This is a genomic window from Thalassotalea fonticola, assembly GCF_032911225.1.
Taxonomy (GTDB): domain Bacteria; phylum Pseudomonadota; class Gammaproteobacteria; order Enterobacterales; family Alteromonadaceae; genus Thalassotalea_A; species Thalassotalea_A fonticola.
This window is the reverse complement of record NZ_CP136600.1, coordinates 3,457,923-3,474,494: the sequence shown is the minus strand read 5'-3', so window position 1 is coordinate 3,474,494 and position 16,572 is coordinate 3,457,923. Positions and strand designations below refer to the sequence as shown.

Sequence of the window (16,572 nt, the reverse complement as noted above, 5' to 3'; positions counted from 1 at the left end):
AGTGTGTAATCAATTATTTATAGCTTCGCTACGCATTCCACCTCAACTTTAGCACCTAAAGCTAGCCCTGAAGCGGCAAAAGCACTACGGGCAGGCAAGGATGTAAAGAATGGCGTGTAAGCTTTATTCGCTGCTTGCCATTCATTAATATCTGCCAGCATCAAAGTACATTTAGCAATATCTTCATAATCCAGGTTATGTTCCTGCAATAACACACCAATATTTTTCATGGTTTGTGTCATTTGCCCTTCAATAGTCTTACTGGCTAAAGTCATGGTAGATGGTAAGTTACCTAACTGACCTGATAACCATAATGTATCACCAATAGCTTTAGCACTTGAGAACGGAAGCTTTGAGTTTTCACCTAAATAGACAAATTCGCCATTTTTAATTACATGAGCAATATCTAATGTTTTTTTAATATCATCAGTAGGATCTTCATTTAAAATAACCAAATTGGCAACTTTCCCTGCCACTACTTCTCCGTATTGCTCAGCAATTCCAATGACCTCAGCACCGTGCAAGGTTGCAGCTTGTATGGCTGCTAATGGTGATAATCCGGCATCATTCACTAACAACTGCATTTCATGATGCACCAATGGATAATCCATGTTGAAATAATCACTTGCGCCATCGGTGCCTGCAGAAACTTGTACCCCATTTTCATAGGCAAGTTTTGTAAACGTTTTACTCCACTGATGCATTAGAGTGCCACGTTCGCCGCGTGCTTCTTGTCTTTGTTCAAAAACGGTCATAGTCGCATCTAATATAGTGCCGTGTTTTTTCATTTGTGCAATTAGACTTTGGTACCGGGATAATTCAAACGATTCTTTTTGTTGTTGGTCAGTGATGTTTTCGCCCTTTCGGCGTAATTCATAAAAATTATCAATAACCTCAGCTGAAAAATCGGCTGCATGAGAAATGGTTTCAACGCCAGAAGTTACTGCTTCAATAGGACGCGCCGGGCCAACAAATACATGAGACCAAACTTTTAAGCCATACTTTTTGGCTGATTGACTAAGTTTTACAATTACTTTAGCTGGTACTTTGGCATATATTTTTATGCCTGTAGCACCAGTACCTAAAGCCCGTAGCATGATTTCATCAAAGTTAGTGTTTTCATCGACGGCTCTCATCCAATCAACATTGCCAGGCACTCGCCCTTTCGCTGAAGCAACAGTGCGAGGATCTGAAAAAAACTCTTCTCCACCAATAATAACTGAATAATAAATATCAGGAGATTGAATAATATCTATTTCTGCTCGTCGTTTTAGTGAACTTAATGCTCTAACATCTCCTCCCATATCACGAACAGAGGTAACACCACCTCGCAGTAAATTACGTAACCTCATGCGAGTTATTTTATCGTTATCTCCCGCGTCAGGCTCAGTTCCATGATGCACATGTGTATCAATTAAGCCCGGCATAATATATTTACCACTCATGTCTATAGAGATGGCATCTTGACTCAATTTAGGTTTGCGCTTACTGGTTACCAATTTAATTTTATTATCTTCAATAACTACCGTTTGATTTTTCACTATTTCTAACGTAGCAACATCAAGCACATTAATATTGGTTAGCGCTATAGTTTGCGCGAACGCTTTGAGTGATATAGTGCTCGCGAGCATTAACGTAGAAAACATAAGTATTTTAAACATAATAGGTTTACTGGATGAATATTAGGATGCATTCATCTTAGTAAATTTTAACGAGATAAAAAACAACATTTAGATTTATCGAGAATAATTTGAAATAGCTGCTTTATTTCACATTCATTTTACAACCTTCGTTTTAAGGTAAAGCATATTATTGTTTTACAGGTCAAAACCATGTCCAACTACATTGCATTAAAGAATATTAGTCAGTCGTTTCAAATGAACGACTCACAAGTCACTCTCTTCGAGGATCTCAATTTATCCATAGTCCAGGGTGAATCTTATGCCATTACGGGTCCTTCTGGTGCCGGAAAATCAAGTTTACTGATGTTAATGTCGGGATTGGAGCAACCAACCACCGGACAAGGCCTATATGTAAAAGGAAAACAAAGTAAAACCTTAGACTTTCTAAGAGCTGATATCGGCTTTATCTTTCAACAATTTCACTTGTTGCCTGAATTAACAGCTCTTAATAATGTGGCATTACCACTCAAGTTAAGGGGTGATAAACAGGCGCTTAAAAAAGCCATGACTTGGTTAGACAAGGTTGGTTTAAGCCAGCGCATCAATCATAAACCCAGTGAGCTCAGCGGCGGTGAACAGCAACGAGTGGCGATAGCAAGGGCGCTCGTTTTTGAACCCAACTTTATTTTCGCTGACGAACCCACCGGAAATTTAGATCAAAGAAGCGCAACAGAAATTGCCGATATTTTGTTTTCCTGCTGCCAAGAAAATAATGCCGGTCTCGTTGTGGTTACCCATAGCGACGTTCTGGCCAATCGTGCTCAGCATGTTTTTTCTTTAGAGGATGGCACATTTAAACAGGCGTCAAACGAGACACTCAAGGTGATCGCATGTTAACTAAAAATGTTAAATTAGCTTGGCATTTTTTTAAACAAGAGTATCAACATTCCCATCAACGACTATTGCGTTTAACCCAGGGAATATTGTTGCTATTTATTGTTACCTTAAGTCAAACAAGTGAGAGCATACAAGATTATCTGGAAAATAATTTACAAGGCTTGCTTGGCGCCGATGCTGTGCTCAGCCAAAAACAGGCGTTAACGGCAGACCAATACGCTGCAGTGCATGAGTTGACCAATAAAATTGTTGTTACTCAACAAATTCAAGCGACGTTGACCCATAACGACAAATGGCAACCGGCAAAACTCAAAGCCGTTAATAACAGTTACCCATTGCAGGGTGAGTTGTTAACTTCTTTGACACTACAACAGCAAGGAAAGCAAACATTGGGTGGTCCTAAACCAGGTAGTGTCTGGTTAGATAGCAGATTGTTTGCCAGCTTAGCGTTAACTATTGGTGATCAGATATTGGTTGCAGATAAACCCCTTGTGGTTTCTCGCGTGTTGCAACATGAACCTGATAGGTTGATGGAGGGTCATAATGTTGATATGCGAGCTATGGTTAATACTATGGATTTTGAAGCCCTGGGGTTTGCACCTGATCTTATCCATTATCGATACCTAATTGCAGCTACTAGTGATCAAATTAGTACCTTGCTCAAATGGCAACAGAAAAATTTACCCGCAGCACAAGTTCACCATAAGCAAGGTGCTCACCCATTGGCGCTTTTTTGGCAGCGAACAGAAAACTTTATCGGATTAGCATCTATTATCTTGTTTTTTATGGCGGCCATTGCCATTGATCAATTAGCACAAGTGCACATCAAAAAAGACCAATACTTTTCAGCTATCTGCATGAGCCTAGGAGCATCAAAAACAACGGGCATGCAAGTGTCATTGTTTAAATGGCTAATTTCTTTGGCGTTGTTGTTACCCTTGGTTTTATTATTATCGGCGCTCTTTCATTGGCTGATAACTTACTGGTTACAAGAAACATTTATCAATTTGCACTGGCAGTTTAACTTTTTCTCGATGCTGAAAACGACCAGCTGTGTGACTATTATTTTTGCAGTATTTCATGCTCCAGTTTGGTTCGCTCTGCACAAAGCCTCTGTTGCCAAATTGTTTATCTCCACCAACAAAGAGGCCGATCATTGGTTTAGCAAAGTGAGTAGTATACTGGTGTTATTAGGTATAGTGATTACCTATTCAGATAATGGTTTATTAACCTTGATGATGGTAGCAGCTATCGTTATTACCATTGGCTTGATGATACTGTTGAGTTGGGGCACCTTAACCGTTGGAGAAAAAGTCACTCAGAATATCTCTGGGTTAATTCCTTTTGCCTTATTTATGATGAAACAACGACTGGTCAGCAAAAGTACACAAATAATGGGCGTAGGACTTTGCGCTTTTTTACTTTTGTTTACCTTAATGCTGCTAAAAGATGTCGGCGCTACCATGGCATCCTATCAACGACAGCATGATGGTAATGTTATGGTGTCACAAGCAACTCAGTCGCAACTTACATTTATTAAGGGTTGGGCAAAACAGCAAAACATAATGATTCGTCAGGCGAAACCGTATATGTACGCCAAGTTAGTCGCAGTAAATGACCAATCACTAACTGAATTTAGCCAAAAACCAAGTGATAGTTTGGCCACATTCACCCGCCCAATTCGATTACATTGGAATGATTCAATTCCGCAAAATAATAAAATCGTCGACGGCCAATGGTGGCAATCTAATAATAAAAATTGGCAGCAAATTTCAGTTGAGCAGGAAGTATTGACAGATATGGGCTTAGAGCTTGGTGATTGGTTAAGATTTTATATTGGCCAACAAAGCTTTAACTTTGAGATCACCGCCAGTCATGAATTTAAACCAGGCGCAGGCTCCATTACCTTTTGGGTACAAATGCCACTAGCTGCCCTGCCACATATTCAATCACCTCATTACAGCATGGCGAGTATAGAGATTAATGAGCAACAATGGCCGCTTTTAACCAACTTATGGCAAAAATTTCCAACACTGCGGATGGTCTCGTTAAAAGCAATGACCGATCGGTTTGATGCAATTTTGGCAATGATCACTAAGGTTATTAGCGGCTTTTCCTTAATGATAATTTGTCTTTCAGCTGTGGTTATTCTAGCCTCTATTAATGCGCTTGAATCTAAAGAAATGAAAAAAAACAGCGTTGTGATGAGCTTTGGTTTTTCACAATCAACCTGTTTAAGGCTTAATATTATTGAGTGGTTGGTGACCGCGCTAATTACCGCAATAGGCGCTATATCGGGCACCTATATTGCAGGGTTGATGATCTACCAGTCGCAATTTTCTCTAACCTACAAACCTGACTTTATTTGGCTGATAGCTACGCTATCCATCGTTTTAATTGTTGTCACTAGTTTTGGTGTTTACGCCAGTAGAAAGAGTCTTCGTAGCTCTGTTAGGCAATTAATTTCAGCAAATTAGAATAATTCGAAACATTTCACATTTGTTTCACTGCGAATTTGTCACCATGCAGGAAACCTTAGGAGTAAAATATGAAACAGATGAAACAACAATTAGTCACCCTATTAACTTTATTAGTGATTTCGGTGCAGGTAAATGCAACGGCAGTAAACAAAAAAATACTCATGGTCGTTAGTGGCCATGGCCAACAACAGGGTGAAACAACACCCGGTTATGAATTTGATGAATTCTCCAAAGCATATTCGGTGTTTAAAGCAAACGGCATTACTGTCGATATTGCCAGCCCAGACGGTGGTAAGGTGGAAGCTGACAAATATGATCCAAAGAAATCATACAACGCGCAAGTGTTAAAAGACACAGCAATTATGGCGAAATTGGACAACACCATAGCAACCAACAAACTTAATGCTAAAGCCTATGACGCAGTATTTATCGTGGGCGGCAAAGGAGCGATGTTTGATTTGCCAAAAGATCAGGCTCTGCAATCCGTTATTGCCGATATTTATCAGCAGCAAGGTACAGTTGCTGCAGTGTGTCATGGCCCTGCAGCATTAGTTGACGTAAAGCTTAATGATGGTAGTTATCTAGTTGCCAATAAAGCCATCAATGGTTTTACCAATAAAGAAGAACAATTATTTGGCAAAAAGTGGCTAAATAAGTTTGAGTTTATGTTGGAGGATAAGTTAACCGAGCGTGGAGGCAAGTTTCAATCAAGTGAAATAATGCTAAGCCATGTGGCCGTTGATGAGCGTCTTATTACTGGACAAAATCCAACATCGACCGTAGATGTAGCAACCGAATTGGTTAAAAGCTTGGGGTTAATACCTGTAACTACGAAGCAGGATATTGAAGATAAAACCTTGGCAGTTGTGGCTGATTTACTAGCAGGAGATAAGTTAGCAGCACAAAGGTTGACTGATAACCAAGACCAATATCAAATTGCCTTAGTGGGCATGTATGGCTTCTACTACTTGAAAGTTGCACAAACAAATGAGCACTTCGAAAATGCACTTACCTTGATGACCGTTGCCCAAAAAGCAATTAATAATCCGATGTTAGACATGAAAATTGCCAAAACGCAGTATAAATTAGGTAAAGCAAAAGAAGCGAAAATTACCTTAAATCAGTTATTAGCAACAAAACCTGATTACAAACCCGCCTTAGACATGTTAAAAACTTTATAACGTATAAAAATTAAAGCCGTGCCTTAACATTGGAGCTTGAGGCGCGGCTTGCTAACTTGGGAAGTGCTATGACAAATCAGGCAACATCACTTTATGTATTATTAGTTGAAGATCAACTTAATATTGCTGGTAATATTTCAGATTACATGGAAGCCAAAGGACATGTTTTTGATTTTGCCAATCAAGGTCAGCACGGCCTTGATCTCGCTCTGGAAAATCACTATGACTTGATCATTCTCGATTTAAATTTACCAGTGATGGACGGTCTTGAAGTTTGTCAGCAAATCAGAGCAAAATCCGATCGTCATATTCCTATATTAATGCTGACCGCCAGAGACAGTATTGAAGATAAAGTATCTGGTTTTACCGTAGGGGCTGATGATTACTTAACCAAGCCATTTTCATTACAAGAACTTGAAGTGCGATGCATGGCGTTATCTCGGCGCTATTTGTTGCAAACAACTGATATTCTAACCCTAGGTCCTTTAACCCTTGACAGAAAAAGACGACAAGTTACCCGAGAAGGGCAACTGCTTAATTTACATAGCATGGGATTTCGCATTTTAACGGTATTAGCTCAAGCCTACCCGCAAATTGTCAGTCGATCACAGTTATCGCAAAAACTATGGGGAGACGAACCGACGGAATCTGATGCAATGCGCTCTCACATATATCAACTGCGCTGTGTATTGGATAAGCCTTTTGATTTTCCAATATTAAAAACCGTACATGGTGTTGGTTTTACTCTGGATATAAAAGATGAAAAATAATACAGGATCGTTTCATAGTCTGAGCAGGCGAATTGTTGCCCAATTCTGTATTTTTACTTTAGCATTATCGGCTACCTATGGTGCTTTCTGCTTTCTGCTGCTGTATAACTTAGAAGATGGCTTTATTGAGCGTGAAGTGTTGCGAGAGGCTAATTATTTAAGTGCGGGCTTTCGTCAAACAAAGCAATGGCCTACGGCACGAAACTCATATATGAAGCTGTATTTTTCGAAACACAACTTACCCGAGGACGTGCGCCTGCAATTTATCGAGGAGCCACAGCAAAAAGAGTTTTATGGCACACATGGCCGGCATTATCATATATATGCCTTACCTGAGCAGAAAGATGTTTACCTTGTTGCACAAGTGAGTCAAATGTTGTTGGTCCGTCCGATACGAGATGATGTGTTGAAGTTCATATTGCTCAGTGGTGTGATTTTAGTATGCATCGCCTTTTTAATCGCTTGGATGTTGGGACGAAAGACGGCAAGACCATTACAGCAATTAGCTGATTTGGTTGATGGTGTCGATCCTGAAAACATTCCTGCTAGTTTTGCCTATCAATTTCCAAACAATGAAATTGGCATTTTGGCTAGAACCTTGGAATTGACCATGCAACGGATTAATCAGGCCCTTGAGAGAGAGAAATGCTTTACTCGTGATGTCAGTCATGAATTAAGAACCCCGGTGGCGATCATAAAAAATGCGGTTGAAGTTTACCAAGAGCTATATCAAGAGAAAAGCGCCGTGAAAGACGATGGCAAAAAGATTGTTAGCCGAATTGCCGATGCCAGTATGCAAATGGAACAAACTGTGACTACCTTGTTAATTTTGGCGAGAGAAGAGCAAACGTCAAGAAAGAAAGAAAAGGTAAAACTGCTGCCAATGATAGAGCAATCAATAATCGATCATAGCCATTTACTCGATGGTAAATCAGTGGAAGTTTTTGTTGATGACAATTGCAATACCAGTGTCTTTGCTCAGCCGGGCATGCTAAAAGTGCTGTTGGATAACTTGCTCAGCAATGCCTTTCAATATACTGATTTAGGTAAGGTAACAATATGCTTTATCAACGAGCAACTAACCATAACGGATACCGGTCCGGGCATAGAGCAGGATATTTCAAAGAATGTCACTGAGCCAAATGTCAAAGGCAGTCAAAGTACTGGTTATGGTTTTGGTTTATCTATTGTTAAGCGGCTGTGTGAGCATCAAGCCTGGTTGTTAACTGTTGTGAGTGACAGAGGGACGAAAATATCTGTTTCTTTTACTGACGAGACACTCGCCTAAAAATTATTTCAACCTCACAAATGGAAAAGGAACAATGTTGTTTATTATCTTCGTTGCTCCTAGTACCATTTTTCGGCTTCATGTATGTTCAAGTTATAGTAACTTGATTAATTGGAATACCCTTTGATATGTCGAGACTGCAATGGCAAACAATCATAAGGCTGGCGGCAAATTTTATAGTTACCCGGCGTAGCACTTATTGACAGCCATTCATCTTTCGAAATGTCTTTGGCACTAACACCATTAATTTGGGTAATAATATCACCAACGTTCAAACCAGCATATTTTGCGGGCAACGCCGGCATTACATATCGCACCAGAAATTCACCTGAGAGCAACTTTCTCACTTCCAAACCCAAAAGATTGTAACGAGATTGAAATGGCTGATTTTCATAGGGTTGCATATAAATATTGCTAGTTTGGTAATCAATAGTAGTCACAAATTGATTAAGTGTGCCGTTGCCAATGATCCAATAATCGTCTTCATCATCAGTATTAATGATATTAGTTTTGATCTTCGTTATCTGAGTATCACCAAATTCAATTTGTGGCAAAGTTACCCGCTGATGTTCCGCTTTACCACTTAACCCAAAATCTGCAGCAGTCACTTGTGCATTTGGTAATTCGATTCCGTTGGCTTTTGGATATTCAGAGCTCAATTTAAAATAATGTCTGCTGCCAGTATCAATAATAAATTCATGTTCGACGTTATGGCCATTGCCAAAGTCAATATTTCCTACAATACTAATTTTGCTCATAAACGTATCGAAGGGCAGCCCTTTGATGCCATCTGTTACACTATGAGGTTTATTGGAGATACTAACCTGGTTGGTTTTTTTATCGAATGTCCAAACAAAGTGACGCAATAAATCATGACCGATGATGCCGTCATAAATAAGTTCATCTGAGCTGTTGAAATAACGGGTCTTACTCATTCGAAGAAAAGCCCCTTGGAAATCCTCTACCGCCATCTCGCCAAACTTCAGCGACATCATATTTGTTTGATGGCCAAGAGAATCATCTTCATCACCCCAACCGCCAAGATTTAATTCATAGCCTTCAGGTAAATTTAACGCGACAACTTTTGGGGTATCCATTAAGTAGGTAAAAGAAGCCCCGGTATCAATCATAAACTTGAATCCATCTACGCCATTAATCGCGCCATAGATAAAGACTTTTTCGCCGATATAATCAGTAGCAAGGTTAAATTGATCCTCGGAATGACTCCATATTGGTTCAACATTGTTATTCGCATTTCTTAATTTAAGAATATTTACAACGCTGCAGCCACTGACTAGTAACAAACATAAGGCTAAGATTAACGATCGAGCGACACCATTCATATTGAAAACTCCTGTATTTATTTTTGTCTTATCAAGGATCAACATGTGCAATCGACTTAGCAAGACCATTGCAACAAGCTTAACTTTAGAGTTGTGAAATCGATGTGAAAAACGGCAAACAACCGTTTACTAGCCATTACAGGGGAAATAGTGAAGTTGGATAAAAAGCTTAATAATAGTTTGGCTAATGGAATTTGAACTTCAAGGCGATGGATTTGATTGTAGTTCTATCGCAAATTAATTTACCGACTAAGTCAGAGGAGTAGATAATTTTTAGAATATAGAAGGGCTGTTGAACTTCCGCTATAAATAAGCATTAACTTAACTCATAAATGCTTGAAAGTTCAACAACCCTATACTTAGGTCAAACTATGTGACTAAAATTTATACTCTGCGCCTGCGTAGTAAAAAGCTCCGTTAAACCCAAACGGTGCAGAACGACGAGAGTAAGTAAATACTCCAGGGCTACTAACAATAACATTGCCACTACCATCAACTATGGTGCCAGTACGTGAGTTGCCAATTTCATTTTTGTCTGGGTAAACATCAAATATGTTATTACCACCAAGATTAAATGATAAGTATTCTGTTAGTTGATAATTAACTCGTAAATCAGTTAACACTTCTGCTCCATAAGTTTGGCTGTCACCATCGGTGATTGTATATTCACCATAACGATTCAACGCTAAATTAATGGTAAAATCACCCAGCTTATATAAGCCGCTTAAGCTAATTCGATCTTCCGGTTGCCATTCTTCAATAATGGATATGTCCTGCTCAGAAAAAATATCTTCCGGTGGAATATCACCTAAACCACTGTCTTTTGGTGTGAAAATATTAACAACTTCTGTTTCAGTAAAGTTAGCGGCAAAAGTTAAGTCTAAATCACCACCCAACACTGCGGTATTCCAGGTTGCAATAATGTCAACGCCGCTTGTTTCTGTATCAGCTCCATTTAAGAAGAACTGACCAGCACCGGCGCCAGATGCTATTAATGCGGCATCCAAGGCTGGCGATAACCCCGAACCAAGTTTATTACTAATAACAATACGGTCATCGATATCAATAGAATACCAATCAACAGTTAAGTTAATATTATCAGCAACTTGAATCACGGTACCGAAACTAAAGTTTGTCGCTTCTTCTTCTTTCAGTTCCGGAATACCAATGGCTTGTGCTAAAACACTGTCATTGCGGAACGTACCAACTTGCACAGCAATTTGATCACCTGCCGGATCATCCGGGTTGGTAATAAACTGGGTGCTGATGTTATTGAAGTAGAGTTGCTGCATTGACGGAGCTCTAAAACCAGTACTGGTAGCGCCACGAATAGCAATATCTTCTGTTATCGACCAGTTTGCTGCTAATTTGAAATTGCTACTATCACCAAAACCGTCATAATCATCATAACGAATTGCACCACTGATAATTAAATCTTCAGTAATTTCTGTTTCAGCATCAACATAAAAAGATATTACATCTCGAGTTTCATCTACTTCAGAAACTGGTCCAATACCACCAAAACCTTGACTACCTGCGCTTGTATCGGTTGCAAATAAACTATTGCCATTTTCAGTATCGTAATCGCGATAAGAGTATTCATCACCAGGAGTAACTCGATATTCATCAGTACGAATTTCAGCGCCCATAGCCAATGAAAACAAATCAAATTCTTTCGTATAATCAAGGTTTAGGGTTTGCAAAGTCAATTCTAAACCGTAGGCAAAGGCTTCACGAGGAACTGAATTACGAATGTCATTGGCACTCATTGATGTAGTGTATTGTAAAGAGTTGGCAAATGATGAGTTGATAGTATCACTAGTAGTGTAGTCAATATTATTTTGACCGTAAGTGTATGAAAAATCTAAACTCGCATCATTGCTAAAATCGACTTGATAGCCAAAGTTGTATGAAACATCTTTAATATCTGAATTGATTTTAGGTAAGAAGCCTGCTGGGATTGTTGCATCACCGTCTTGCAACTGTGCATTACCACCAGCGTTGGCATTATGACGGAAGAAAGCAGCCGATTGATTATCACGCTTAGAGTAGGTAATAAAACCATAAAGTTCGCCTTCGCCTAGCTGATAACCAGTATTAATGGCCAAACCGACCTGCTGTGAATCTGCATCACCAATACGAAATGTGGTTCTAGGGGCAGTTGCTTCTCTAGGGTCTCCTAATAACATGTCGCCATTGGCAAGCTCAGTACAACCTGAGAATTGACACGAACCATGTAAGCCGGCTCGATTAGTTACACCACGATCACGGAAGTTTAAAGTAGCGTTTAAGTAACCGTTTTCACCTAGCGAAAACCCTTTGGAAATATCTACGTTTGTGGTTTCACCATCACCTTCAGAATACTCTCCATAAGAGACGGCGACCTTTCCGCCTTCACTGGCATCGTTAAGAACAATATTAATTACCCCGGCAATGGCATCAGAGCCATACTGTGCAGCCGCGCCATCACGTAAAACTTCAATACGCTTAATTGAAGATGCAGGTATTGCATTCATATCGGTCCCGGCGGTACCACGACCCACAGAGGTGTTTATGTGGATTAAACTCGCTTGGTGTCGTCGCTTACCATTGATTAACACTAGTGTTTGATCCGGGCCTAAGCCGCGTAATGTTGCCGGGCGTAATGCATCGGTACCATCACTGATTGATGAGCTCGAAAAGTTAAATGAAGGTGCAATTGCTTGCAACATTCTACCCACTTCCGTTTGACCAGTATTGGCTAGTGCCTCTGCTGACAATATATCGACAGGAACAGGCAATTCATCGGCAGAGCGGCTAGATACGCGACTACCGATAATAGATATTTGTTCAATTTCTTGTTCTTGGGCAGGTTCCTGGGCTAACGCTGTTTGACTTGCAGCACCAATTACAATAGGTACTAAAGCCGCTTTCATAGTTTTATTTTTCATTGTTGTTATTCTCTCATTATTAGTATCAACTTGAATGCTCAGTTGACCAGAGTTATTAACAACAGCGATTAAACCCGAACCGTTTAACAGTTTTTCTAGGCCAGATGTGACCGAATAATAACCTTTTAATGCATTGGCTTGATGTTTCTTTGCCAAATCAAACGAAAAAATAACGGTTTGATCTGTTTTTGTGGCAAATGCAATTATGGCTTTATCAGCTCGTTGTTTATCAATATCAAAGCGAATCAGATCATCGGCAAAAGCCATCGGCGACATCATAGTGATCAAGGCTGACGCGATGATATAAGGTTTAAGTCTTAGCTTTGTCGTAACATGAAACAGACGAAAAACTTTTCGCCAACTGTGCAATATTAATAAACAGGCCAGCAGGAAATTTCCTCTATATTTTTTTATGTTTTTTTTAGTTTCCTATAAATATCAACAAAATACCACCATAAATCAGGGTGGCATTATACAAATCTGCAGTGCTATGTTTTGTGGGAATAAAAAAGGATAGTTAAAAAATACATGTTAACTATCAAAGTTTATTAATTTTTTAGAAAGGGATTAATTCGCTAACGAGAGTAAAATGGTATTGTTCGGCGCTTTGCTAGAAACAATATTGAGGTTAATTTCTAGTGAAGCTATCAAACCATCAATATCATCAGCTCTAAAGTAACCAGCAACTTTAAAATTAGCTATTTGCGGATCAATAATTTCAAAGTTAATTTTTGTATATCGACTGATATCGGCTAAAGCAGCAGTTAATGGCTCTCCTTCAAAAATAAGCATCCCTTGTTGCCACGCTAAATCACGTTGCATCTGGATTAAAGAAACGTCCTGTACAGGTGCATCAACATGGTTTGCAATTGTCGCTTTTTCACCTGAATTAACTAATATACCTGGTAGCAAGTTAGCTTGGGGGTGGTCAAACGACTGTCTAATCATTTCAATTCTTTCATTAGCTTTAGCAATAAATACTCTACCCTCTGTGACAACTAACTCTAAACCCTGATCGTCATTTTTTTTTATGTTAAAAATAGTTCCTAAAGCTGTAAAAGATTTTTCCCCGGCAACAACCGTAAATGGCCTACGGGTATCCTTAATGACGTCAAACTGCGCCTCGCCTTGTAATAAAGTTAGCTGTCTTTGCTTAGTGCTGTAATTGATTGCAACTGCAGTATTGGTATTTAATTGAATGTGACTACCATCAGATAAAGTAAAACTTGCTTGTTCGCCTACTTGGGTAGAAAAGGTTTGTACTTGAGTTAACTTGTGCTCATTGTACGATGGTAAGAAGGGTATAAATGATTCATCCAACAAGGTATTAACACTTATCAATGAGAACAACACAATGCTTGCGGCCATTGTTATAGCTATTAATTTTCTTGCTTTTGGCTGGCTGCTTTCTATTGGAAACAATCTGCTCAGTTCATTGAGTACCGTTAATTTATCCCAAAAAGAAGCCATTGCAAGTAATGTATTATAGTGTTTGTTATTTTCCTGACACCAATTAACTAGCGCTAGTTTTTCTGCAGATGATAAACCACGATCGATACGACTTATCCACAAGCAGGCTTGTTCTTGTATATGCTCTTTACTGTAAAACTGACTAACATTGCTCATTTACTTGATAACTCTTTTCTTTTTGCCTTTGCTGGATATGTATGAATCCTTTTCCACAGGGTTTCGACCACGAACATGCTCCATTTGTTCCATAATTTGTACACTTTTTAATAAACCTTTCGCTATATGCTTTTCAACGGTGCTCTCACTCAACTGCAAATATTGGGCTATTTCCTTTTGGCTAAAACCATAAACTTTTTTCAGAACAAAACACTTACGTACCGAATTAGGCAATTGCTCAATGGCGCGACAAAAAAATAGAAACCTTTCTTTACTTTCAAAATTTTCTTCAAAAGAGCAGCTCTTTAATTCGACAGGTGACTCAGTAAAATCCTCTAATGAATCATTAAATTTATTGTCCCATTTTGCGATGTGATTAAGAGCTAGGTTCTTGGCAGTAGTTAACATGTAACTGCGTACATATTTTATTTCTTTCTTAAGATCTGCCTGATAAGTGCGTAAAAAGGTTTCTTGGATTAAATCATCAATATCATCACGCTTAACAATACGACTGATAATTTGTCGAATTTTACCGCGATAACCCATAAATATATCGGAGAGCTTCACTTCTTTATCCATTAAAAAATGTGCTTATTATTAGATATTTTAATAGCCATATTAATCACTAATTGATGCTAAAGTCTAATTTTCATATAAAACATAAATAGTGAGGGGCATGGCTAATGGGGTTTGTACTCACGACAACCGGAATCAAAAGTCACTTTATTCAACGATTTCAGTCTATCCATTTATCAGGGTGAATCTTATGCCATCACAGGAGTGTTATTAGCGATTAATTCTGGCGAAGTAACTGAGGTATATACAGCAAATATTGGCGTGGCTACATTCTTCTTTATGGTTGGTATCGTCTTACATGTCATCAGCGCTACAGACTGTTCAGATCTGAAAATTAAACAATACGAATAGTTTTCACGTTTTGGGTAACAAGCTTGAAAATTATTTTTTCTCAGCTGAAATTACTGACAACCTCCTCCATCTAATTGTTTTTATTATTTTTTTTGTCAAGCGTTTTAATAATAAAGCGAATTGGAATAATGCTGGCAATGGATCTCTAAAATCCCAATAGGCGAAGCTCCGACACTTTAAAATTGATGTTAACCAAGCCACTAAATGGATCTCTTTTTGGGTCCTTTTTGTTAAAAAAGAATCCAAATCACGGGTAAAGCTCATCCAATATTTGTGTTTTAATTTAGGGATTTCAGGTATTGAAGATAAGTTTTCACCAATAAGTTCTTGGTAAGACAACAAAGGGAGGTTTAAGCCACAACTGGTTAAATGGCCTATGGAACTAAATGGCCTTGCATTAAAATCGATTAAATAAAATTTGCCAGTGTTTTTATCCTGTAACCATTCTATACCAAATATGCCATGATAATGTAACGTATCTAGCAGTTCTTTAGTCGCGTCTAAAATGGCATTTTCATCTTCAACAGATAGATTAGCAGGAATTTCTCCGTAAGTTGTTGTGCCGGTGTCTGGTTGTAATTGCCTAAACCTGCGATGAGTGGCCCGCACGACAACTTCCCCATCAAAATTACAAAGCCCGTAACAGTCGAATATATATCCATCTCCCCCCTTTAGAAATCTCTGGACAATAACCCCATTCAAACCATTTTGCTTGGCATAACTGATTAAACTATTACTGTCTGGAAACTGAATATTCTTATCCGAAAAATGGCAACATGCAATACCTTGGTAAAACGGTTTTAAAAAATAGGGACCCGGATTTTCGGCACACCATGATTTTAATTCGGCAGCCGAGGGAGAAATGATTGACGGTATTAAATTGACATTAGCAGGAGCTTTACCATGCAACCTATCTTTACAGATTATATCTCGTAACTGTTCATAGGAGGTGTTCGGCATTATTAAGAATGGCGATAATGCCTGCTTGTGTCTAGCCAAAAATAGTGCTTGAGAATCTTTTGATGGAAAAATAACGGCTTTGGTAGCGAGCGAAGATACAAACGCCAATAACTCAGCCATAAACTGTTTTTCATTCTGCATACTATTTTTAAATTTTACCGTTTGGCTGTATTTGGAATATTGAATAGCATCTCTGTGTTCAAAAAGAATTGCGTATACCTTTAGATGTCCCTCTGCTAGACCTCTAATCGTTGCCAAACCAGTTGCCGCACCAGGAAGTACTATTGCAGGATGGTTGCATTTATTAGTTAGTACATCTTTGCTTAAATAGTTCATAATTTGGTAGTCAATTCACTATGGAAGTCGTCCTTAGGTATAGCAAAAGATATATGTAATTCCTAGAATACATCACAGGCTTTATTGATCTAGATCAAAGCATTTGTTATTTTTTTAATTTAGTGGAAAGCAATGTGGCTAATGGGATTTGAACATCACGGTAATTAAGAATGGAATTACTGGTGATTCTGTTACTGCTATAATTTTTTATG

12 protein-coding genes are annotated in these 16,572 nt (G+C 38.7%); 6 read left to right on the top strand and 6 right to left on the bottom strand.

Annotated elements, in window-relative coordinates; genetic code table 11:
* Positions 1–17: 17 nt before the first annotated feature.
* Positions 18–1,661 (bottom strand): amidohydrolase family protein, encoded by a 1,644-nt coding sequence (locus RI844_RS14195; RefSeq protein ID WP_348395323.1) that lies wholly within the window; start codon positions 1,659–1,661, stop codon positions 18–20.
* 171 nt (positions 1,662–1,832) lie between these two features.
* Between RI844_RS14195 and RI844_RS14190 the strand changes: the two genes are divergently transcribed.
* From RI844_RS14190 to RI844_RS14170, 5 genes are all read left to right on the top strand, one after another.
* A complete protein-coding gene (locus tag RI844_RS14190) occupies positions 1,833–2,519 on the top strand; it encodes an ABC transporter ATP-binding protein (RefSeq protein WP_348395322.1) in 687 nt (228 codons plus the stop codon).
* Positions 2,513–4,996, top strand: a complete 2,484-nt coding sequence (locus tag RI844_RS14185) for an ABC transporter permease (protein ID WP_348395321.1) — start codon at positions 2,513–2,515, stop codon at positions 4,994–4,996. The genes RI844_RS14190 and RI844_RS14185 overlap by 7 nt, the downstream gene beginning before the upstream one ends.
* Positions 4,997–5,067: 71 nt before the next feature.
* Positions 5,068–6,180 carry a type 1 glutamine amidotransferase domain-containing protein gene (locus RI844_RS14180; protein WP_348395320.1) on the top strand — a complete coding sequence of 371 codons (1,113 nt, stop codon included), beginning with the start codon at positions 5,068–5,070 and terminating at the stop codon, positions 6,178–6,180.
* A gap of 68 nt (positions 6,181–6,248) precedes the next feature.
* On the top strand, positions 6,249–6,950 hold the full coding sequence (locus RI844_RS14175; protein WP_348395319.1) for a response regulator transcription factor: 702 nt from the start codon (positions 6,249–6,251) through the stop codon (positions 6,948–6,950).
* Positions 6,940–8,238 carry a sensor histidine kinase gene (locus RI844_RS14170; RefSeq protein WP_348395318.1) on the top strand — a complete coding sequence of 433 codons (1,299 nt, stop codon included), beginning with the start codon at positions 6,940–6,942 and terminating at the stop codon, positions 8,236–8,238. The genes RI844_RS14175 and RI844_RS14170 overlap by 11 nt, the downstream gene beginning before the upstream one ends.
* Before the next feature lie 107 nt (positions 8,239–8,345).
* On the opposite strand, the gene RI844_RS14165 is transcribed toward RI844_RS14170, so the two are convergent.
* The 4 genes from RI844_RS14165 to RI844_RS14150 all read right to left on the bottom strand — a co-directional run bounded on the left by RI844_RS14165 (position 8,346) and on the right by RI844_RS14150 (position 14,716).
* Positions 8,346–9,581, bottom strand: a complete 1,236-nt coding sequence (locus RI844_RS14165; protein ID WP_348395317.1) for a PDZ domain-containing protein — start codon at positions 9,579–9,581, stop codon at positions 8,346–8,348.
* Positions 9,582–9,958: 377 nt separating this feature from the next.
* Positions 9,959–12,790 carry a TonB-dependent receptor gene (locus RI844_RS14160; protein ID WP_348398358.1) on the bottom strand — a complete coding sequence of 944 codons (2,832 nt, stop codon included), beginning with the start codon at positions 12,788–12,790 and terminating at the stop codon, positions 9,959–9,961.
* Between the two features lie 288 nt (positions 12,791–13,078).
* Positions 13,079–14,137, bottom strand: a complete 1,059-nt coding sequence (locus RI844_RS14155; protein ID WP_348395316.1) for a FecR family protein — start codon at positions 14,135–14,137, stop codon at positions 13,079–13,081.
* Positions 14,138–14,716 carry an RNA polymerase sigma factor gene (locus tag RI844_RS14150; RefSeq protein ID WP_348395315.1) on the bottom strand — a complete coding sequence of 193 codons (579 nt, stop codon included), beginning with the start codon at positions 14,714–14,716 and terminating at the stop codon, positions 14,138–14,140.
* A gap of 111 nt (positions 14,717–14,827) precedes the next feature.
* Here RI844_RS14150 and RI844_RS14145 point away from each other — a divergent pair, with 111 nt between their 5' ends.
* The gene (locus RI844_RS14145) at positions 14,828–15,064 is read left to right on the top strand and encodes a hypothetical protein (RefSeq protein WP_348395314.1); all 237 of its coding nucleotides are present in this window, start codon (positions 14,828–14,830) and stop codon (positions 15,062–15,064) included.
* A 30-nt stretch (positions 15,065–15,094) separates the two neighbouring features.
* Here RI844_RS14145 and RI844_RS14140 read toward each other — a convergent pair whose 3' ends face one another.
* Entirely contained in the window at positions 15,095–16,360 is a 1,266-nt protein-coding gene (locus RI844_RS14140; RefSeq protein WP_348395313.1) for a hypothetical protein, read from the bottom strand.
* Positions 16,361–16,572: the final 212 nt, after the last annotated feature.